19 protein-coding genes and 2 tRNA genes are annotated in these 20,786 nt (G+C 43.6%); 2 read left to right on the plus strand and 19 right to left on the minus strand.

Going from position 1 to position 20,786, the window contains the following annotated elements; translation table 11 throughout:
* Positions 1-14: 14 nt before the first annotated feature.
* The 5 genes from M0M83_RS18660 to M0M83_RS18680 form a co-directional block, all read right to left on the minus strand.
* Entirely contained in the window at positions 15-332 is a 318-nt protein-coding gene (locus tag M0M83_RS18660) for a type II toxin-antitoxin system YafQ family toxin (RefSeq protein WP_125890662.1), read from the minus strand.
* Positions 313-606 carry a type II toxin-antitoxin system RelB/DinJ family antitoxin gene (locus M0M83_RS18665; RefSeq protein ID WP_125890663.1) on the minus strand — a complete coding sequence of 98 codons (294 nt, stop codon included), beginning with the start codon at positions 604-606 and terminating at the stop codon, positions 313-315. The genes M0M83_RS18660 and M0M83_RS18665 overlap by 20 nt, the downstream gene beginning before the upstream one ends.
* Positions 607-735: 129 nt before the next feature.
* Positions 736-1,890: an ABC transporter permease gene (locus M0M83_RS18670; RefSeq protein ID WP_125890664.1), complete on the minus strand. Its 1,155-nt coding sequence runs from the start codon at positions 1,888-1,890 to the stop codon at positions 736-738.
* The gene (locus M0M83_RS18675) at positions 1,890-3,035 is read right to left on the minus strand and encodes an ABC transporter permease (RefSeq protein WP_248467169.1); all 1,146 of its coding nucleotides are present in this window, start codon (positions 3,033-3,035) and stop codon (positions 1,890-1,892) included. Before M0M83_RS18675 ends, M0M83_RS18670 begins: the two co-directional genes overlap by 1 nt.
* Before the next feature lie 11 nt (positions 3,036-3,046).
* Complete coding sequence (locus M0M83_RS18680; RefSeq protein WP_213913369.1) at positions 3,047-4,018, minus strand: HlyD family secretion protein; 972 nt, start codon at positions 4,016-4,018, stop codon at positions 3,047-3,049.
* A 515-nt stretch (positions 4,019-4,533) separates the two neighbouring features.
* Between M0M83_RS18680 and M0M83_RS18685 the strand changes: the two genes are divergently transcribed.
* Positions 4,534-6,219 carry a sensor histidine kinase gene (locus M0M83_RS18685; protein ID WP_125890726.1) on the plus strand — a complete coding sequence of 562 codons (1,686 nt, stop codon included), beginning with the start codon at positions 4,534-4,536 and terminating at the stop codon, positions 6,217-6,219.
* A 19-nt stretch (positions 6,220-6,238) separates the two neighbouring features.
* A complete protein-coding gene (btsR, locus tag M0M83_RS18690) occupies positions 6,239-6,955 on the plus strand; it encodes a two-component system response regulator BtsR (RefSeq protein ID WP_213913370.1) in 717 nt (238 codons plus the stop codon).
* A gap of 4 nt (positions 6,956-6,959) precedes the next feature.
* Here the strand turns inward: btsR and M0M83_RS18695 are convergent, their stop codons facing one another.
* The 14 genes from M0M83_RS18695 to secG all read right to left on the minus strand — a co-directional run bounded on the left by M0M83_RS18695 (position 6,960) and on the right by secG (position 20,780).
* The gene (locus M0M83_RS18695) at positions 6,960-7,289 is read right to left on the minus strand and encodes a helix-turn-helix domain-containing protein (protein ID WP_004905885.1); all 330 of its coding nucleotides are present in this window, start codon (positions 7,287-7,289) and stop codon (positions 6,960-6,962) included.
* The gene (locus M0M83_RS18700; protein ID WP_096864327.1) at positions 7,279-7,713 is read right to left on the minus strand and encodes a type II toxin-antitoxin system RelE/ParE family toxin; all 435 of its coding nucleotides are present in this window, start codon (positions 7,711-7,713) and stop codon (positions 7,279-7,281) included. Before M0M83_RS18700 ends, M0M83_RS18695 begins: the two co-directional genes overlap by 11 nt.
* Before the next feature lie 108 nt (positions 7,714-7,821).
* Positions 7,822-9,678 (minus strand): DEAD/DEAH family ATP-dependent RNA helicase, encoded by a 1,857-nt coding sequence (locus M0M83_RS18705; RefSeq protein WP_248467171.1) that lies wholly within the window; start codon positions 9,676-9,678, stop codon positions 7,822-7,824.
* Positions 9,679-9,848: 170 nt separating this feature from the next.
* Positions 9,849-10,715, minus strand: coding sequence for a lipoprotein NlpI (nlpI, locus tag M0M83_RS18710; RefSeq protein ID WP_125890727.1), 867 nt, complete (start codon positions 10,713-10,715; stop codon positions 9,849-9,851).
* A gap of 144 nt (positions 10,716-10,859) precedes the next feature.
* Positions 10,860-12,983, minus strand: a complete 2,124-nt coding sequence (pnp, locus tag M0M83_RS18715) for a polyribonucleotide nucleotidyltransferase (protein WP_125890669.1) — start codon at positions 12,981-12,983, stop codon at positions 10,860-10,862.
* Between the two features lie 280 nt (positions 12,984-13,263).
* Entirely contained in the window at positions 13,264-13,533 is a 270-nt protein-coding gene (gene rpsO, locus M0M83_RS18720; RefSeq protein WP_004905890.1) for a 30S ribosomal protein S15, read from the minus strand.
* A gap of 112 nt (positions 13,534-13,645) precedes the next feature.
* The gene (gene truB / locus M0M83_RS18725; RefSeq protein ID WP_125890670.1) at positions 13,646-14,599 is read right to left on the minus strand and encodes a tRNA pseudouridine(55) synthase TruB; all 954 of its coding nucleotides are present in this window, start codon (positions 14,597-14,599) and stop codon (positions 13,646-13,648) included.
* The gene (rbfA, locus tag M0M83_RS18730) at positions 14,599-15,009 is read right to left on the minus strand and encodes a 30S ribosome-binding factor RbfA (protein WP_125890671.1); all 411 of its coding nucleotides are present in this window, start codon (positions 15,007-15,009) and stop codon (positions 14,599-14,601) included. Before rbfA ends, truB begins: the two co-directional genes overlap by 1 nt.
* A gap of 86 nt (positions 15,010-15,095) precedes the next feature.
* Positions 15,096-17,834 (minus strand): translation initiation factor IF-2, encoded by a 2,739-nt coding sequence (gene infB, locus M0M83_RS18735; RefSeq protein ID WP_125890672.1) that lies wholly within the window; start codon positions 17,832-17,834, stop codon positions 15,096-15,098.
* 23 nt (positions 17,835-17,857) lie between these two features.
* On the minus strand, positions 17,858-19,366 hold the full coding sequence (gene nusA, locus M0M83_RS18740; protein WP_125890673.1) for a transcription termination factor NusA: 1,509 nt from the start codon (positions 19,364-19,366) through the stop codon (positions 17,858-17,860).
* Between the two features lie 23 nt (positions 19,367-19,389).
* Complete coding sequence (gene rimP / locus M0M83_RS18745) at positions 19,390-19,842, minus strand: ribosome maturation factor RimP (RefSeq protein WP_125890674.1); 453 nt, start codon at positions 19,840-19,842, stop codon at positions 19,390-19,392.
* Between the two features lie 252 nt (positions 19,843-20,094).
* Positions 20,095-20,171, minus strand: a tRNA-Met gene (locus tag M0M83_RS18750).
* A 59-nt stretch (positions 20,172-20,230) separates the two neighbouring features.
* Positions 20,231-20,320: transfer RNA gene (locus M0M83_RS18755), tRNA-Leu, on the minus strand.
* A 115-nt stretch (positions 20,321-20,435) separates the two neighbouring features.
* Complete coding sequence (secG, locus tag M0M83_RS18760) at positions 20,436-20,780, minus strand: preprotein translocase subunit SecG (RefSeq protein WP_125890675.1); 345 nt, start codon at positions 20,778-20,780, stop codon at positions 20,436-20,438.
* Positions 20,781-20,786 lie beyond the last annotated feature (6 nt).

The raw sequence follows: 20,786 nt of genomic DNA on the forward strand, positions 1-20,786 counted from the left end.
TATAGCTCATTACCTTAACCAAATAATTCGCTGTGCGAACCAATATCAACGAAAGTGATTAAATTACCTTTATCTGATAACCGATAAACCAGTAAGAAATCACCACCAATATGAAGCTCCCTAGCTCCTTGCCATTCATGACCTTCTAATTCGTGGTCAAGATATTCTTTTGGTATCATTTTTTGAGAAAACAGTATTTCCATAACGAGAACAGCCGTGTTCATATCCCTACGGCCCGCTCGGTTATATCGTTCCCATGACTTCTTAAACGTTGGTGTATAAGCAACCTGCCTTGGTTGCTTAGCTCGCTTATTACTTGGCTTCTGAGTCAACTTTGCTTAACTCCACCATCATTTCGTTAATTGAATCGTAGTGCTGCTCAATAGCTTTAGCTTCTTTCAACGCTAGTGTCGTTTTCAGTGAAGGTTGCTTACGTTTGATTTCAAAGGGAACTCTTTGCTCTTGAACTACTTGCTCTAAAAACAAACGAATAGCTGCGCTAATAGTCAAACCACAATCTTGTAATACACTTGTGGCTTCCGCTTTTAATTGTTCATCAATTCGACTACGAACATCTGTTGTTTTCATTTTCAATAGTGTTGACATATCATCCCCCCACACGCATCAAACGTAGCTACATTGTGACTACATTGTGTTGAGTTTAGCATTTGTCGATTAATTAGTCATTATTTCTTTAGGTCGCCTTTTCTAATAGACCATAAACACGATTAAATATTAATGCCGATGCCTGCGCCAACGGTTAAACATATGGCTAATATGGCGCAATTCGCCATCTCGAAGCATACCGATGAATACCCCAATAACCGTATAAATAACCCCTAGAATCAACATCATCACGATATCCATCAGGACATCGCTAAACGGTAGCCCCATTTGATTAAGGCCTGCCATGGCATTTGTGGCCCATGTTGATGGCAATGCTGAAGCAATCATACGTACCCAATCAGGCATCGCCTGCAGTGGCCAAATCGTGCCTGACATGTAAAACACTGGGGTCGTAATAAATGCCAAGGTTAAATAGATCATTTCGACACTGCGCAAACATTCCGTCACTAACTTACCAAGCCCTAGAACCGCTAATAGGAATGGGAACGTGAACATCCAAATAACATATAGTGGCGCTTCTTGCCGATAACCCAATACCCACGGCCAAAGGGCGAAAAATACGGTAGATAAAAATAACCAAATCGGAATTAAAGCGGATAATGCTCCTAAATAAACCGCTAATGGTGGTTTTCCTTTAGGCGTAGAACGAACCGCGATACTCACTCGCACGCAGGCAATTAGCAGGGAGTGCTGCAGTAACATCACCAATAGGCCAGGAAAAACAATCGCCGCAAAGCTAATCCCTGGGTTATACAATGGCTCAGTTTCACTGCGGATAGGGGTAATAATCACTTTAGCCTGTTCTGGGCTATAACCTGCTTTAGTGAGTAGCTGAGTATTATAAGCATTGAGCAGTGTTTGATAGGCTTTTGATAACTCTTGCTGAATTTGCCCACTCGCTAGCCGGTTGGTCCCATCACCATACACTGGCACTGTGATATTTTTACCGCTCAATAAATGTTGTTGGAAATCCGTTGGAATGATAATTATCGCAAATAGCTTTCTCGCAATCATATCCTGACGCGCTTGAGCAAGGTTGTCATAACTCTGCAACTGCACTTTTGGTGTTGCATCGAGATCACGGATTAGCTCGCGGCTTGCGGTGCTGTGATCCATATCAATCACTGCAACAGGTAAATCCCAAAGAACGGGCTTTGCATAAACTAAGCTCATGACGCACAGAGAAACCAACAATAACAGCCACATCGGTTTTTCCAGCATCCCCAGCAGCACTTTACGAAAGGTTGCAAAATAGATAGCCATCAGACAACCCCCCCTTGGTTTTCTAAACGTTTGATTAGTCGCTTACGGATTAAAAAGCCAATCACAAAGGGGTAAATCAATAAAAATAGACACACTTGAACAATGCGAGCAAAAGAAATTTCCCGCAAGAAAATATCAAACATAGCATTCAATGTATGTGTAAGTGGTTCAATGTTCGAAATGATTTTTGCAGGCAATATCATTGACAGCTCGGGTACCGCCATACCCGAAAAGGCCAAAGCGATACTCACCAGCATCCCTATCAAGCTATATGCCATGATGGCACTTGAGGTAAAACTAAACAGTAATAAGCCGATACTTTGTGCTGCTATCACATAGAAAAACCCTAATATAATCATATACAACGGGTTACCAACCACTTTAGCATCAAAGATGGTAACCAATGCCGCAATCTCTACAGCAAGTAATATACTGAAAAATAAGGTGTAAGGAGCTAGCTTCCCGAGTAGCGCCATGATAAACGGTTTAACACTTTGTAAGGTGGAACCCCGTGACATCGTATAGATTGTTGCAGTAACAACAAATAGCTGCAGCATATGAATAGTTGCGGCAAACTGTTGATAATAAATATAACTACCACTCGGGTTGAATAAGCTGTCATAAGAAAGTGTCACTTGAGCTAACGGTGGCAATGCCTTTCCCATTGACTTCGCCATTTCTTGTCGATACTTCGCATTCAGCTCTGCCACCAGCCCACTAAAATCTTGAATGGCATAACTACCCGATGCATAAAAGAGCGCATTATAGTACATACGAAGTTCAGGCTGACGGCCCCGTAAAACATCTTCTTCAAAGTTATGAGGAACATACAATAATGCGTAATCTTTTGAACTACCTAGCCTTTTTAATGATGTGCTTAAATTATCATCTATCGTTTTTACGTCTGCATGCGGGCCTGCGTTGAGGTCGCGAATAATTTGCCGAGACACAGGGCTATGGTTGTCATCCACTACAGAAACAGGTAAATCCATTAATGTCCCCTCTGAAAAGTTAGCGCTAACTAACGTAAACAGCATTAATGGAAACAGCCAACTTAACCAATGAAAAACAGGGCTACGTATAGCCATTTGAGTTTCACGGCTAAAAGCATGCTCAAAACCGTGCCAAGCGAACTTAAATTTCATGGCAACACCTTTTACTTATCCCAGTGCCATAACACACTCATGCCAGGCCTTAGTCCTTCAATCGGCTCTACAGGATATAAGCGAATTTCAAATGTTTTTAAATCGAAGTCACCCGTTGCACGTGTTGCTCGTTTTGTCGCATAGTCACCTTTCGGTGCAATATAGCGAACCTCAGCTTCAATCAACTTGTTCCCCAAAGCAGGTACATCCAGCTGTACTTTGTCGCCTTTTTTCACATCAACTAAAATATCTTCACGTAAGTTATAGACAAAATAAGCTTGCGGTAGCCGGATTAATGAAACGAGTGGGCTTCCTGCATTAAATAACTCGCCAATTTCCGCGGGGATAGGTCCTACCTCACCATCAACAGGAGCTTTAACTTGCAAATCATCAACTTGTACTTGCAATTCAGCCAGTTTTTGTTCTGCCTGATTAAGTGCAGCTTCATATTGATGGCGTAATTCAATACGGTCACCATTCTGGCCTTCTTCTAATCGTGCTTTTGCCCCTTGCACTTGCGAAAATGCCACTTCTTTGGCCTTACGTGCATTATCTAGCTCATTCGCCGAAACATACCCTTTATTTTTTAAATTACTCAAACGTGCATATTCACGAGATGCATTTTGATATTGGGAGTTAGATTGCGCTAAAGTAGCCTTAAGATCACGGATAGTTTCTTCGCGAGTACCATTAATAGAGAGTTCTAACTGTGCTTTTGTTTGGTCTCTTGCCGCTTTCGACGCTTCATATTGTGCTTGCAGCTCAGGACTTTCTAATGTTAATAAGAGTTGCCCTTGTTTTACATCATCACCACGCTCAATATGACGTTCAACCACCCGCCCTTTTGCTTTCGACGTGACGATCACTTCGGGTGCATCTACCTCCCCCTGTAACAATAAATATTGGTTGTGAGAATGAAAAAGTGCCGCTGCTGCTATTAAGATAAGCATCAGCAAAATCAGTGCTATTGTTCTTTTTTTCATTATTTATGTGAACCTTAAATAATAACGGGGGAAACTATCATCCCTTGAGTATGACAAGAAAATTAAATACAGCGTTAATAAATTCGTGCGCAAGATCACGAAAAGGTAGGACATTGATTAATATTGAAACGATTTTGGCCTTATGTCAAATAATGATGAACGTACTTTTCCCAAATGTCGATTACTTAACCAATGGCTTACGGTATAATAACCACCCAAATAAAAACTAATAAAAGATAGTTAAAGTGAATAACTCTCCCCCAATGCAGCGCTAAAAAGTAATTCAGTAAGATAAAAAACGACAAGAGAAGATAGCTTGGGGAGCATACACAAGTATGTGACCCAAGGAGCTGAACGCAGTCAACACCCCACAATGTGAAACATGGCGAGCCATGCTCTAAATAGTTCGCATTATGGGTAGGCGACAAGAGAAGATAGCTTGGGGAGCATACACAAGTATGTGACCCAAGGAGCTGAACGCAGTCAACACCCCCAGAATGTGAAATATGACGAGCATGTACGAATTTGACTTAATATTACTCCTCCTCCAGCAAATGTGCGTCTACTTAGTGATCGCATGGGTCCTCAGTCGCACCCCGCTGGTTATCCCCTTACTTAAAGTTACTATCCGATTACCTCATAAGGTAATGTGCTACCTGATTTTCTCCGTATTTTGTATTATCGGGACTTATTTTGGTTTACATATAAATGATTCTATTGCAAATACTCGCGCTATTGGTGCCGTACTTGGCGGATTATTAGGCGGCCCTGCGGTAGGCTTTGCCGTCGGTTTTACTGGCGGATTACATCGTTACTCATTGGGTGGCATGAGCGCCTTTGCCTGTATGGTCTCAACGATTGTTGAAGGGTTAATTGGTGGATTAGTTCATCGTCACTTTATGAAACGTGGCGAAATTAATAAAATTTTTAACCCTGTGATCGCCAGCTGTGTCACTTTTATTGCTGAAATCATACAGATGCTAATTATTTTGTTGTTAGCAAAACCTTTCGATGAAGCCCTCGAACTCGTTAAAAATATCGCGGCACCAATGGTCATCGCGAATACGATTGGCGCAGCCATGTTTATTCGTATTTTACTCGACCGCCGTGCTATCGTTGAAAAATATACGACTGCATTCTCTGCTCAGGCACTAAAAATCGCCTTAACGACTGAAGGTATTCTGCGTAAAGGCTTCAATGCTGACAACAGTATGAAAGTCGCTAAGATTATTTATCAAGAGTTAGAAATTGGCGCCGTTGCCATTACTGATCGTGAAAAAATCCTCGCGTTTATTGGTATTGGTGCTGATCACCACCGACCCGGAACACCGATCTCATCCATTCAATCAAGACAAGCCATTGAAAACAATGAAGTTGTATATGCTGACGGCAATGAAACTCCATATAAATGTTCATTAAGCCCAACCTGCAAACTCGGCTCTGCATTAGTGATCCCATTACGTGGGGAAAATGAAAAAGTCATTGGTACAATAAAACTGTATGAAGCGAAAAATAGCTTGTTTAGTTCCATAAACCGGACCCTAGGTGAAGGGATCGCTAGCTTATTTTCCGCACAAATTTTAGCGGGCCAATATGAACGTAATAAACAATCATTATTGCAATCTGAAGTTAAGCTACTTCACGCCCAAGTCAATCCTCATTTTTTGTTCAATGTGCTCAACACGCTACAAGCAGTGATCCGCAAAGATAGCCAGCAAGCCGGCCAGCTTGTGCAGTATATCTCGACTTTTTTCCGTAATAACCTAAAAAGACCAGAACAAAATGCCACGCTCGGTGAAGAAATTGAACATATCAACGCCTATTTGCAGATAGAAAAAGCCCGTTTTCAAGAAAGCTTACAAATTCATATTGAGATCCCTGATGAAGTCAAACAGGTTGAACTTCCAGCATTTACTCTGCAGCCCCTTGTTGAAAATGCAATTAAACACGGCACCTCACAGTTATTAGAAACAGGATATATTACAATACGTAGTTATATCGGCAGTGAACATGTCTACATCGAAATAGAAGATAACGCGGGGCTATACAAGCCCACTAAAAAATCCGATGGCTTAGGAATGGGACTAGTCGATAAACGCTTACGTTTAAAATATGGTGAGCAATATGGTATCAGCGTAGAACATGAGCCAGAAAAATTCACTCGAATGAAAATTCGCCTGCCTTATTTGGCGACAACATAATAATGATTAAATTACCTCTATGAATGTATTGATTGTTGATGATGAACCTCTGGCACGTGAAAACGTGCGTTGCCTACTAGAAGAACACGATGATATTGAAATTATCGGTGAATGCGCCAATGCAATTGAAGCGATTGGGGTCATTCACAAAAAAAAGCCTGATGTGGTTTTTCTGGATATTCAAATGCCACGCTTAACAGGCCTTGAAATGGTGCGCATGTTAGATCCAGAAGACCGTCCCTATATTGTCTTTCTTACCGCTTTTAATGAATTTGCCATTCAGGCTTTTGAAGAGCATGCATTTGATTACTTATTGAAGCCTCTTGAAACAGAACGATTGGAAAAAACCTTGAACCGCCTACGTCAAGGTAAGCAAAAACAGAACCTTGAACTTCTAGTCAATAACGAACCACTAAAATTTATTCCATGCACGGGACATAGCCGAATTTACTTGATGAAGCTTGATGAAGTGCTATATGCCACTTCGCGGATGAGCGGTGTGTATGTAATGAGCACACAAGGGCAAGAAGGCTTTACTGAGCTCACCTTGCGCACATTAGAAATGCGCACACCATTAGTGCGCTGCCATCGCCAATATTTGGTCAATATGACTCAGTTAAATGAAATTCTGTTTGGCGACGGTGGACAAGCCGAGTTGGTACTCAGTTCCGGTGAACATATACCTGTCAGCCGCCGTTACCTCAAGCCACTAAAAGAGGCATTGGGTTTAGTTTGAGTGGTTAAATAATTAAAATCTCTGGCCCTCGCTGCTCTATAAGATGTAGCATTCTTAGAGCTGGGCCACTGGGTTTTTTTTCTTCTCTTTCCCACTTAGATACGCTTTCCTTAGACATGCCCAGCGCTAAAGCTAACATGGCTTGTGACATTCCATATTGAGCACGGAGTTGTTTGATTTGCGCACCGCTCATCATAGGTACTACCTTGATTTTATTATTTATTTTACGATTTCCAACCTTCTGTTCTAAATCAGTAACTAAACTTTTTGGTGCAGCATCAACCTGATGTAACTCTTTCGCTAGCTCAAGCATGTTTTCTAGTTTATTGCTCATCAGTAAGCTCCTCCAAAATATTATGTAAAACTAAATCAGCAATTTTATCATCCGTATAATTAAGAAAAAGTCGAGATAAATTCTTATACGCATCTAGTTCATCATCTTCAATTTCTTTTACTCCTTTAGCAGCTATATTGCATTTCTCCCAACCATCGGCAAAAAAGAGATGATGGCTAACTTTGAAGAATATAATAACCCTGACCCCACCACTTTTCCCTTTTCCATTAATGGCAATCCTTTTTTTAATTACACCACTTCCTAAGTCTGCTTCATAAACCCCCGCTAAGACTTCATTTGCAGCCTTAAGCAAGTGTTTATCCATTATCTTAATTTTTTTGGTGCTTCGCTTAAATGAGGAAATTTTATAGAACGCCACAACTACTCTCCATGTAGTACCTATTACTATAGTAGCAAGTGCCATTTTTGAAGACAATATATATTGCTCATTTTTAAAACAACAAAAAACCCGCATTTCCAAGAAATGCGGGTTTTCATTTTATTAGGGAATAACTTCCCTAAAACCTAGCAATTACGCGTTATGGCTGCTGCTACGACGACGAGGTGCTGCATTAGTGCCATCTTGGCGTGGTGCAGAGTTACCACGGTCACGGTTACCACCGCCACGACGTTCACCGCCGCCACGACGACCACCACCACGACGCTCACCCCCGCCGCGACGTTCGAACGGTTGTGCATCACCGATCAGCTGCATTTGAGTTGGTTTATTCAAAATGCGTGCGCGACTTAAATGCGTTAACACGTCAGTTGGCATGCCTTTTGGTAATTCAATTGTCGAATGTGTTCCGTACAATTTGATATTACCGATATAACGGCTACTGATATCCGCTTCATTAGCAATCGCACCAACAATGTGACGAACTTCCACACCATCATCACGGCCAACTTCAATACGGTACATTTCCATATCACCCACATCACGACGCTCACGACGTCCGCCACGCTCACCACGTTCTGCACGGTCAAAACCATTGCCGTTGCTGTTGCGGCGATCACCACGGCGATCATCGCGATCATTAAATTCACGACGTGGACGACGTGGCGCATCTGGTGGCAGGATCAGAGCACGTTCACCTTGTGCCATTTTCAGTAATGCTGCGGCTAAAGTCTCCATATCCACATCTTCTGATGGAGACATTTTCGCTAACAGTGAACGATATTGGTCTAAATCGCTGCTTTCTAACTGCTGCTGAATTTTCTCAGCGAATTTCGCCTGACGACGTTGGCTCAGCAGATCTGCATCTGGCAATTCAACTTCAGGGATAGTCAGTTTCATCGTGCGTTCAACGTTACGCAGCAGACGACGTTCACGGTTCTCAACGAACAGTAACGCACGACCTGCACGGCCTGCGCGGCCTGTACGCCCAATACGGTGAACGTAAGACTCAGCATCCATTGGGATGTCATAGTTAACAACTAGACTAATACGCTCAACGTCCAGGCCACGCGCTGCAACGTCAGTTGCGATCAAAATATCTAAACGACCATCTTTTAAGCGCTCTAAAGTTTGCTCACGCAGTGCTTGGTTCATGTCACCATTCAGTGCCGCACTGTTGTAGCCATTGCGTTCTAACGTTTCAGCCACTTCTAATGTTGCATTTTTGGTACGTACGAAAATAATCGCGGCATCGAAGTCTTCAGCTTCTAAGAAACGCACTAATGCTTCGTTTTTGCGCATGCCATACACTGTCCAATAGCTCTGAGCAATGTCTGGACGAGTGGTAATGCTAGCCTGAATACGAATTTCTTTCGGGTCTTTCATAAAACGACGTGTAATACGACGAATTGGCTCAGGCATTGTTGCAGAGAACAGCGCAGTTTGGTGCTCAGCTGGAATTTGGCTCATGATGTTTTCAACATCTTCAATGAAGCCCATACGCAGCATTTCATCAGCTTCGTCTAAAACTAAGCCTTTTAATTTAGAAAGATCTAACGTGCCACGTTTTAAGTGATCAAGGAGGCGACCCGGTGTACCCACAACAATTTGTGGCCCTTGGCGCAGTGCACGTAATTGTACGTCATAACGTTGACCACCATACAGGGCAACAACGTTAACGCGGTTCATATGTTTAGAGAAATCGCTCATTGCTTCCGCTACCTGAACAGCCAACTCACGAGTTGGTGCCAGTACTAAAATTTGCGGAGCTTTTAAATCTGGGTCGATGTTATGCAGCAATGGCAAACTGAATGCAGCCGTTTTACCGCTACCCGTTTGTGCCATACCTAAAACATCATTGCCATCCATTAACAATGGAATACATTGTTGCTGGATTGGAGATGGTTTTTCGTATCCCAGGTCATTTAGTGCTGTCAAAATAGATGCTGATAAACCTAACTCAGCAAAAGAAATATCGGTCTCAGTAGTCATGTAAAGGTGCCTCATACTTAATGGCAGCCAGTTTACATAACCATGGGAAAATCATTTCGGTCATTTTCATTTAAAATGTGAACTGGCTCAAATTGTGTTTATTAAACGAACAAATAGGCCGTCACCCCTAAGGATGATGACTTAAAAAAATATTGTGAAATGTTCGTCAGCTATTGCTGGCCCGATTCTAAAAGGTCGTCTTGTTCTTGGCCTAACAGCGCCAATTCCAACAATGCATAGCGGTGTTCAACAAAGCTGTGAGCGTTGTTAGCCACCGTCAGTTTGAATAACGCAGCTGCGCTATTCTTATCCCCCAGACTTAGGTAATGCTTACCTAAATAGAAGTTAGTTTCACTGAGATGCTCAGCGAGCGAAGTGTTATCCGTAGATGTTTCTTTCAAACGCTCCATCAATGTCGTTTCACTGATATTGCCAAGATAGAATTCTACGATATTCCAGCCCCATTGCCCTTTCTCCGCTTGGTTGTAGCGGGCGGCAAGATTATCTTGCGCCATACGCGGGTCTATGTCTTTCTCTACGAGATAAAGCCACAGAGTACGAAAAGGATCATTTGGATCTATCTGATAATACGCCAGCAGATCATCCTGCGCTAGTTTGTACCGTTCACCGTAATATAATGCGATGCCACGGTTCATTCGCGCGAAATTGTAAGTTGGATCAAGCTCTAAAACAGAATCAAACGCTTCATAGGCAGCATCATAATTCCCTGCCTGCGTAAAATATATTCCTAAAAAATTAAAAACTTCAGGAATATCAGGACGAATGGCTAACGCAGTTGAAAAATCATTACGCGCCAGTGCCCTTAAACCTAGACTATCATACAACACACCGCGCTCATATAAAAGCTGTGCGTATTCATCATCGGTTAAAGACCGGCTCGCAAGGATTTGTTCCATACGAGCCAGTATCACTTCTTGTTGCAATGAAGGTTGAAGTGGAACGGCAAATACCTCGTTCTTTCGCCAATCTTTGCTACTACATCCAATAATAACAAAAAAGATAAGCGCCAAGAGCACACGCGGTAACGTGCGATAATCTCTCACCCGAAGACAGATACTGTTCAACATACTCCGCCCTTACATTACCACGCTTTACAAATTATGGTTTCAGCAAATTTAGGCTGATAGCGCCCTAACTTAATAGAGCGCTGTTAGGTCAGCTTACTCTGCTGAGTCCTGCGGTTGCGCTGCTGGCTCTTCAGTTGCTACCGCTTCTTTCATGCTAAGACGGATACGGCCTTGACGGTCGATTTCCAAGACTTTAACAGGAACTTCTTGACCCATTTGCAGGTAATCAGTCACTTTCTCAACACGTTTGTCCGCGATTTGAGAAATATGAACCAGACCTTCTTTGCCACCACCGATAGCAACAAATGCACCAAAGTCGACGATACGAGTGACTTTACCTGGGTAAATGCGGCCTACTTCAACTTCTGCAGTAATGTCTTCAATACGACGAATCGCTTCTTTCGCTTTTATGCCATCCGTTGCTGCAATCTTCACAGTACCGTCATCTTCGATTTCGATTGTTGTGCCTGTTTCTTCCGTTAACGCACGGATCACAGAACCACCTTTACCGATGACATCTTTGATTTTGTCTGGGTTGATGCGGATAGTGTAAATACGTGGAGCAAATTCAGAGATTTCTTCACGTGGACCATTGATTGCTTGTTCCATCGTACCAAGAATGTGCAAACGCGCACCTTTTGCTTGGTTTAATGCAACTTGCATGATCTCGCTAGTGATACCTTCGATTTTGATATCCATTTGCAGTGCGCTGATACCTTCACGGCTACCCGCTACTTTAAAGTCCATATCACCTAAGTGGTCTTCATCACCTAAGATATCGGACAGAACAACGAAGTCGTTGCCTTCTTTTACCAAGCCCATTGCGATACCCGCAACCGCAGCTTTAATTGGTACACCTGCATCCATCAGTGCTAATGACGCACCACAAACAGACGCCATTGAAGATGAACCGTTAGATTCAGTAATCTCAGACACCACACGTACTGTGTATGGGAAATCTGCGTGGTCAGGCATAACCGCTAACACACCGCGTTTCGCTAAACGGCCATGGCCGATTTCACGACGTTTTGGTGAGCCAACCATGCCAGTTTCACCGACAGAGTATGGAGGGAAGTTATAGTGGAACAAGAAACGGTCAGTGTACTCGCCCATTAATTGGTCGATAACCTGTGCATCACGCTCTGTACCTAATGTTGCGGTCACTAACGCCTGAGTTTCACCACGAGTGAACAACGCAGAACCGTGAGTACGAGGCAGAACACCAGTACGTACATCCAGTGCACGGACCATATCTTTTTCGCGGCCATCAATACGTGGCTCACCACGAATAACACGGCTACGAACCACTTGTTTTTCTAAGTTAGCTAAAATATCAGCCACTTCAGAAACATCAACGTTTTCATCTTCAGCAACTAATACCGCAGTGACTTCTTCTTTGATTAAGTCAACTTGTGCGTAACGTTCTTGTTTCTCAGTAATGCGGTAGGCATCACCCATACGGCTTTCAGCTAATGCCGCGACACGGTCATTCAGAGCTTGATTAACTGGCTCTGGCTGCCAATCCCATTTCTCTTTACCGGCTTCTTTCACTAACTCATTGATATTCTGAATAACAATTTGCTGTTGATCGTGGCCAAATACCACCGCACCTAACATTTGTTCTTCACTTAACAAATCAGCTTCAGATTCAACCATTAATACTGCGTTATCAGTACCTGCAACCACTAAATCTAAACGGCTGTTTTTCAGTTCGTCTGCTGTTGGGTTCAGAACATATTGGTCATTGATAAAACCAACACGAGCTGCCCCAATTGGGCCATTGAATGGAACACCAGACAGCGCTAATACCGCAGATGCGCCGATCATCGCAACGATATCAGGGTTAACTTGTGGGTTAACAGAGACAACGGTAGCAATGATTTGAATTTCGTTGTAAAAACCTTCTGGGAACAGAGGACGTAGAGGACGGTCAATCAAACGTGCGATTAATGTTTCGCCTTCACCAGGACGACCTTCACGACGGAAGAAACTGCCTGGGATGCGGCCTGCTGCATATGTACGTTCTTGATAGTTAACCGTTAAAGGGAAGAAGTCTTGGCCTTCTTTCACTTTTTTCTGTGCAACCGCAGTAACAAATACTGCAGTGTCATCCATGTTAACCATAACAGCTGCAGATGCTTGGCGTGCAATCATACCTGTTTCAATCGAAACAGTATGTTGACCATATTGGAATTTACGAACAATAGGATTTAACACTATATTACCCTTTTTGTAAGGCCCCTTGAGATTCTCAGGGAGCATTGGCTTACTCTTCCTACTACAGCCTCGCGACTAATGAGAATACTGATATTCCTGTAATCAATTCTCTCATTAGCCGCGCGAATCGGATGTAGTGAAGAGGCATAAATAAAAACAACTTACTACGATTTACAGCTTAGCATTTAAGTTAAGTATAATTCGAGTATTACTTCAACTTTCAAAATAACTTTTAGAAGAAAAGGGGCCAATTGGCCCCTTTCCTCTGAAACTGACAAGATTAGCGACGCAGACCTAAACGCTCGATAAGAGCAGTGTAGCGCGCGATATCTTTACCTTTCAAGTAAGCTTGTAAGCGACGACGCTGAGCAACCATACGCAGCAGACCACGACGGCTGTGGTGATCTTTTTTGTGCTCTGCAAAGTGGCTTTGCAGGTGGTTGATTTGTGCAGTCAGCAGAGCGATTTGAACTTCGCTTGAACCAGTGTCATTTTCACCGCGGCCGAACTCAGCAACGATTTTAGCTTTCGCTTCATTACTTAGAGACATAATAAACTCCAAAATGATTAATGTAAGTGATGAGAGCCAATCTCTAATTTAGCATCTCAAGATTAAGCGCCGCTATTCTACGCTGCTTAAGGCAGCAAAGCAATAAGCGCCACTATGCGGACGGTTCATTTTCCACGACCAAACGCTTCGGTGCAAGTCGGCCATCTTCGCTGATAAGAGCAATACCGATAAATCGTTGCGCTTCACCGCAGGTGACACGTACCATACAACCCTCTTCAAGGGCTTGGACTGCGGCTCTCACAGGTTGACCCTGTTTGAAATAAGCCGCTGTTTCTTCTGTAATATTTACTGCTGGAAAATGAACAACTGCGGTATCCATTGGCAATAATAAAGCGTCAAGCAAGGACTCAAAAGAACCTTCACCCTCATCGACTTTTGCCCGTAAAGCGGCTAGTTGCTCCAATGTTACCATTCGCTCATAAGGATAGTTAGCCACTTGCACTCGACGCAGGTAAATGACATGCGCACCACAGCCTAACATCTCACCTAAATCATCGATAATTGTACGAATATAGGTGCCTTTAGAGCAGTGTATTTCCAGTTCTAATTCATTATTTTCTAAACGAATAAACTGTAATTCATACACTGTAATTGGACGAGCTTCACGTTCAACGGTAATACCTTTACGCGCATATTCATACAATGGACGACCTTGGTGTTTCAACGCTGAATACATTGAAGGAACTTGTAATGTATCACCACGGAAAAATTCTAAAGCATCATCCAGTTGCTGCTGTGTAAACTCTACGTTACGCTCACTGATAATTTCGCCATGTGAATCTGACGTATCAGTACGCTGCCCAAGACGAGCAATGACGCGATAACGTTTATCTGAATCGAGTAAAAACTGGGAAAATTTCGTCGCTTCGCCGAGACAAACAGGCAACATACCGGTTGCGAGAGGGTCAAGTGCCCCTGTGTGCCCAGCTTTGTTGGCATTAAAAAAGCGCCGCACTTTCTGCAGCGCATCATTTGAAGAAATATCCGTGGGTTTATCCAGCAGCACTACACCGTCAATATTACGGCCGCTACGACGACGCCCCATTATTTTTCCTCTTTACTATCTGTATCAGCACGACGCTCTTCGTCATGGCGAATGACATTCGATACCAAGTTAGACATACGCATACCATCGACTAATGAGTTATCATATTCGAACGTTAACTCAGGAATGATACGTAAGCGCATCGCTTTACCAATTAATGAACGAATGAAACCCGCTGCTTCATTTAATGCTTTGATACCATCAGCAACCATCTCTTCTTCGCTTTTATCGTTCGCGATATTAAAGAAAGTCACAAAGACTTTACCGTATGCAAGATCGCGAGATAACTCGACACCTGAAACAGTCGCCATACCAATGCGCGGATCTTTAATCTCACGCTGTAAAATGATCGCAATTTCTTTTTGCATCTCTTGCGCAACGCGCTGAGCTCGGCTGAATTCTTTTGCCATCGTCATGTCTCCTGACAATAAAGGGGGCAATCGCCCCCTTATTAACACTATTTTGTAGTCACGATGCTTCGTGGGTTCTCACAAAATTAACCGTCGATAGAACGCTTAACTTCAATGACTTCGAAGACTTCGATCATATCGCCAACGCGAACGTCGTTGTAGTTCTTAACGCCGATACCACATTCCATACCGTTACGAACTTCACTGACGTCATCTTTGAAGCGACGCAGTGATTCTAACTCACCTTCGTAGATAACAACGTTATCACGTAATACGCGGATTGGGTTATTACGTTTGATGGTGCCTTCAGTAACCATACAACCAGCAACTGCACCGAATTTTGGTGATTTAAACACATCACGGACTTCTGCAAGACCAATGATTTGCTGTTTGTATTCAGGCGCTAACATACCGCTCATCGCTTGTTTGATTTCATCAATCAAGCTATAGATAACAGAGTAGTAGCGTAAGTCAACGCTTTCACTTTCAATGACACGACGTGCAGAAGCATCAGCACGGACGTTAAATCCTAAAATGATAGCATTCGATGCCGCTGCTAATGTTGCGTCAGTTTCAGTGATACCACCAACACCAGAACCGATGATTTTAATTTTAACTTCATCAGTCGACAGCTTCATTAGAGAGTCAGTAATCGCTTCACAAGTACCTTGAACGTCGGTTTTCAGAACGATGTTCAGCTCAGAAACTTTACCTTCTTCCATGTTAGCAAACATGTTTTCCAGTTTAGATTTCTGCTGACGAGCGAGTTTAACATCACGGAATTTGCCTTGACGATACAGGGCAACTTCACGGGCTTTTTTCTCGTCGCGTACAACGGTCGCTTCATCACCTGCCGAAGGCACGTTAGATAAGCCTAAAATCTCAACAGGCATTGAAGGTCCTGCAGACTGAACGTCTTTACCTAATTCATTACGCATAGCACGAATACGACCGTATTCGAAACCACACAGGACGATATCGCCTTTGTTCAGTGTACCTTCTTGAACTAAGATTGTCGCAACTGGGCCACGACCTTTATCCAGATAAGACTCAACGACCACGCCACTCGCCATACCGGTATAAACCGCTTTAAGTTCTAATACTTCAGCTTGCAGCAACAGCGCATCAAGTAAATCGTCAATACCTGTACCCACTTTCGCAGATACACCAATAAATTGAGTATCACCGCCCCATTCTTCAGAAATAACACCGTACTGAGACAGTTCATTTCTAACGCGGTCTGGGTCAGCTTCTGGCTTATCAATTTTATTCACTGCAACTACGATTGGAACACCCGCTGCTTTTGCGTGCTGGATAGCTTCGATAGTTTGTGGCATTACACCATCGTCCGCTGCAACAACCAGTACAACGATATCCGTTGCCTGGGCACCACGAGCACGCATGGAAGTAAACGCGGCGTGACCTGGGGTATCTAAGAAGGTAATCATACCTTTGTCAGTTTGGACGTGATACGCACCAATGTGCTGAGTAATACCGCCCGCTTCACCTGACGCCACTTTCGTTGAACGAATGTAGTCAAGTAAAGAAGTTTTACCGTGGTCAACGTGACCCATGATGGTGACAACTGGTGCGCGAGGCTCTTGCGCTGCAGAACCAGTATCACGGTCATTCATTACTGATTCTTCTAACTCGTTCTCACGACGCAGAATCACTTTATGGCCCATTTCTTCTGCGACTAGCTGTGCAGTTTCTTGGTCAATCACTTGGTTGATAGTCGCCATTGCGCCCATCTTCATCATCGTTTTGATGACTTGAGAACCTTTTACTGCCATTTTATTAGCAAGTTCACCAACCGTGATTGTTTCACCAATCACAACATCACGGTTAACCGCTGCAGCTGGCTTAGTAAAGCTTTGTTGCAAAGAACTGCCTTTACGTTGTTTACCTTTACTGCGACCTGAACGGCCCGCGGCGCGTTCTTCTTCGCGATCTGCCTTTTCAGAAAGTTTATTACCTTTCTTTTGGCGAGGTGCTTTTGCAGTACGATTACGTGAACGACGGCCTTCTTCTTTCTCATCACTTTCATCTTCAGCCGCGCGAGCGTGCGTCGACGTTGTGGTGTGATAATCGCTGTCTTCGTCAGTTTTCGTTTCAGCAGTCCACTTTTCACCGTTTTCTTCTGCCATTTTGCGTGCTTCTTCAGCTACGCGACGCGCTTCTGCTTCAACTTTGCGCTGAGTTTCTTCTTCAGCTTTACGTTTTAGCTCCGCAGCTTCAGCTTCACGGCGTTGTTTGTCGGCATTACTTTCTACAGCTTTGCCTGGTTTTTGTTGATTTTCGCTTGGTTTCACTTTTTCTCTTTCCGCTGCTTCGCGCGTAGCTTTATCTGCTGCTTCACGTTTTGCTTTCTCTTGGGCTTCACGTTTTGCCTTTTCTTCCGCTTCACGTTTAGCTGTTTCTTCTGCTAATCGTTTAGCTTCTGCTTGACGTTGTGCCAGTTCTTCAGCTTCGCGCTGTGCCTGCTCTTCCGCCTCACGCTGCGCCTGCTCTTCCGCTTTTGCTTCTTCAGCATCACGGTTCACATAAGTGCGTTTTTTGCGGACTTCGACATTTACCGATTTGCTTTTGCCACCGGTGACGGGGACACTCAGCGTACTACGAGTTTTGCGCTGTAGTGTCAATTTGCTTGGCTGACCCGTTGCACCGCCTTGTTCACGGTTTAAATGGCTCAGTAAAGCTTCTTTTTCTGACTGGCTAACAGAGTCATTCTCACCTTTTTTGATCCCTGCTTCAGCAAATTGCTGTACCAGGCGATCAACTGTGGTTTGAATTTCCGTTGCCAATGTTTTTACAGTTTCTGTCATGCCGTTCCTTCCTGCTACAGTGTTTACGCATCGTTACCGAACCAGCAAATATTACGTGCGGCCATGATGAGCGTACCTGCTTTCTCATCATCCAGACCTTCAATATCAATCAGGTCGTCGATGCCCTGCTCAGCAAGATCTTCCAGTGTACAGATTCCACGTGTAGCCAAATTATAGGCAAGAGTATGATCCATACCTTCAAGATTCAACAAATCTTCTGCTGGCTGATTATCACCGAGGCTCTCTTTTTGAGCCAATTCTATTGTGGTGAGGGCCGCTTTCGCTCTTTCACGTAGAACTTCAACAGTCTCTTCATCAAGACCATCAATTTCCAGAAGTTCATTAATAGGCACGTAAGCCAGTTCTTCTAACGTCGAGAAGCCTTCTTCAACAAGTGCAGTGGCAAACTCTTCATCAATATCAAGATGCTTGGTGAATGTATCAATAGAAGCATGTGCTTCTGCCTGATGTTTTGCATTGAGCTCTTCTGCGGTCATGACATTTAATTCCCATTTGTCATCACCACGGTGTTTTTTCAGTAACTGAGCTGCCAGACGCACGTTTTGACCGTTACGCCCAATGGCTTGTGCCAAGTTACTACTTTCTACGGCAACATCCATCGTACATTTGTCTTCATCGACGACAATAGATGCAACATCAGCCGGAGCCATAGCATTAATAACGAACTGAGCTGGGTTATCATCCCATAACACAATATCAATTCTTTCGCCGCCTAGTTCACTAGAAACGGCTTGAACACGTGCGCCACGCATACCAACACAAGCACCAACTGGGTCAATACGCTTGTCATTAGTTTTTACTGCGATTTTTGCACGAGAACCTGGATCACGGGCAGCGGCTTTGATTTCAATAATTTCTTCGCCAATTTCTGGCACTTCAATGCGGAATAATTCAATCAACATTTCAGGGCGAGAACGCGTAACAAAAAGTTGTGCGCCGCGTGCTTCAGGACGAACATCATACAGGACTCCGCGGATACGGTCACCTGGACGGAAGTTTTCACGTGGCAACATATCTTCACGCAGAATAACCGCTTCCGCATTATTGCCTAAATCTAACGTGATATTTTCACGGTTCACTTTTTTTACCTGAGCAGTGATAATTTCACCTTGTTGCTCACGGAATTGGTCAACAACCATAGCACGTTCTGCTTCGCGCACTTTTTGCACGATAACTTGCTTAGCTGTTTGAGTGGTAATACGGTCAAATACAACAGACTCGATTTGGTCTTCGACATACTCTCCAAGCTGCAGCGCAGGATCTTCGTATTGAGCCGCTTCCAACGTAATTTCACGTGTTGGCATTGTGACTTCTTCCACAATTAACCAACGACGAAACGTGTCGAAATCACCTGATTTACGGTCAATTTCCACACGGACATCAATTTCTTGCTCGTATTTCTTTTTAGTCGCCGTCGCTAATGCAGTTTCCAGAGCCTCGAAGATTTTTTCACGAGGGAGGGATTTTTCGTTAGAAACCGCTTCTACAACAGCCAGAATTTCTTTATTCATCCTAGTTGCCTCATTGAACTTTATTAAAAGTGGGGTACCAAGTTAGCTTTCTGGATGTTGCCGAGGGCGAACACCTCATCCTTACCATCTACAGTAACCGTAATCATTTCACCGTCTATGGCCTTAATAATACCTTGCCACCTACGGCGGTTCTGCATTGCTATACGCAAAGTCAATGCTACCTCTTCACCCATAAAACGCTCGTAATGCGCAATTGTGAATAATGGGCGCTCAAGCCCTGGTGACGAGATTTCCAGGTTATAAATGACAGAAATTGGATCTTCAACGTCCAATACTGCACTGACCTGATGGCTGACATCAGCACAATCATCAACAGTGATGCCTTCTTCACTATCGATGAAGACACGCAGTGTCGATGTGCGACCACGGATAAACTCTAAGCCAACAAATTCAAAGCCTAGCGCCTCCACCGGTGCTGAAATCATCTCTGTTAATTTCTGTTCTAATGTGGACAAGGCCACCCCCAGACATAAAAAAAGGGCTATAAAAGCCCAGTTAATTCGATTGTCAAATAACAAAAAACCCCGAAATTCGGGGCTTTATGCAACTGGACCCTGTAGTGCACGGGTTCACCATATTCTTATTATACCTGTAAAATCTAGAGAAATCGATGAGAAATTTTGAGAGCTATTAGATAACTACACTTGATTACTACACCGGATAACTACTATAGACCACGATACTGACAAGGTATGTTGAATAAGAAATGGTTGCGGGAGCCGGATTTGAACCGACGACCTTCGGGTTATGAGCCCGACGAGCTACCAAGCTGCTCCATCCCGCGTTCGAAAACGTGTCATATTCTACACAGATAACCTGTAAATCACAAGCCATCTTAAATAATGGTGCCGAGGACGGGACTTGAACCCGTACGCCCGTTTTGTAGGCACTACCACCTCAAGGTAGCGTGTATACCAATTTCACCACCTCGGCACTGAGGCGAGGTTATCAATACTTAATCAATAACCTCAAATTTTAACTTCTTACTCATCGCTGAGTTTACTACTTAATGATGGCATTAGTCGCCTTCATTCGGGATCTTTCACACTTAACGAGGAATGTCGCTCGTTGGTGTAGCTGGTGCCGCCGGAACGTCTGTTGGTTGCTCGACTTTAGTAGGTTCACTAATGTTTTCCCACTTACTACCACTACCAGTTCCGTACTTGTTGGCAGTCATGTTGCCAAGTATTAAACTGATGATGAAAAACACAGCAGCCAAGATCCCAGTCATACGGGTCATGAAGTTACCTGAACCCGATGAACCAAACAGTGTTGCAGAAGCGCCCGCACCGAATGATGCTCCCATGTCAGCACCTTTACCTTGCTGTAACATGATCAGAGCAATAAGCCCGATAGCCGCTAGCAAGAATATAATTAAAAGAGCTACATACATTTGAGT

Origin of the sequence: Providencia rettgeri, from assembly GCF_023205015.1 — a bacterium.
In the GTDB taxonomy this organism is placed as follows: domain Bacteria; phylum Pseudomonadota; class Gammaproteobacteria; order Enterobacterales; family Enterobacteriaceae; genus Providencia; species Providencia rettgeri_E.

Bases quoted from the DNA above. Each gene is read 5' to 3' on its own strand.
- secG (WP_125890675.1), bottom strand. From the start codon at position 20,780: ATGTATGTAGCTCTTTTAATTATATTCTTGCTAGCGGCTATCGGGCTT.
- truB (WP_125890670.1), bottom strand. From the start codon at position 14,599: ATGGGGCGTCGTCGTAGCGGCCGTAATATTGACGGTGTAGTGCTGCTG.
- M0M83_RS18670 (WP_125890664.1), bottom strand. From the start codon at position 1,890: ATGGCTATCTATTTTGCAACCTTTCGTAAAGTGCTGCTGGGGATGCTG.
- M0M83_RS18695 (WP_004905885.1), bottom strand. From the start codon at position 7,289: ATGAGCAATAAACTAGAAAACATGCTTGAGCTAGCGAAAGAGTTACAT.
- rpsO (WP_004905890.1), bottom strand. From the start codon at position 13,533: ATGTCTCTAAGTAATGAAGCGAAAGCTAAAATCGTTGCTGAGTTCGGC.
- M0M83_RS18675 (WP_248467169.1), bottom strand. From the start codon at position 3,035: ATGAAATTTAAGTTCGCTTGGCACGGTTTTGAGCATGCTTTTAGCCGT.
- M0M83_RS18700 (WP_096864327.1), bottom strand. From the start codon at position 7,713: ATGGCACTTGCTACTATAGTAATAGGTACTACATGGAGAGTAGTTGTG.
- btsR (WP_213913370.1), top strand. From the start codon at position 6,239: ATGAATGTATTGATTGTTGATGATGAACCTCTGGCACGTGAAAACGTG.
- infB (WP_125890672.1), bottom strand. From the start codon at position 17,834: ATGACAGAAACTGTAAAAACATTGGCAACGGAAATTCAAACCACAGTT.
- rbfA (WP_125890671.1), bottom strand. From the start codon at position 15,009: ATGGCAAAAGAATTCAGCCGAGCTCAGCGCGTTGCGCAAGAGATGCAA.
- M0M83_RS18680 (WP_213913369.1), bottom strand. From the start codon at position 4,018: ATGAAAAAAAGAACAATAGCACTGATTTTGCTGATGCTTATCTTAATA.
- nusA (WP_125890673.1), bottom strand. From the start codon at position 19,366: ATGAATAAAGAAATTCTGGCTGTTGTAGAAGCGGTTTCTAACGAAAAA.
- M0M83_RS18665 (WP_125890663.1), bottom strand. From the start codon at position 606: ATGTCAACACTATTGAAAATGAAAACAACAGATGTTCGTAGTCGAATT.
- M0M83_RS18685 (WP_125890726.1), top strand. From the start codon at position 4,534: ATGTACGAATTTGACTTAATATTACTCCTCCTCCAGCAAATGTGCGTC.
- M0M83_RS18705 (WP_248467171.1), bottom strand. From the start codon at position 9,678: ATGACTACTGAGACCGATATTTCTTTTGCTGAGTTAGGTTTATCAGCA.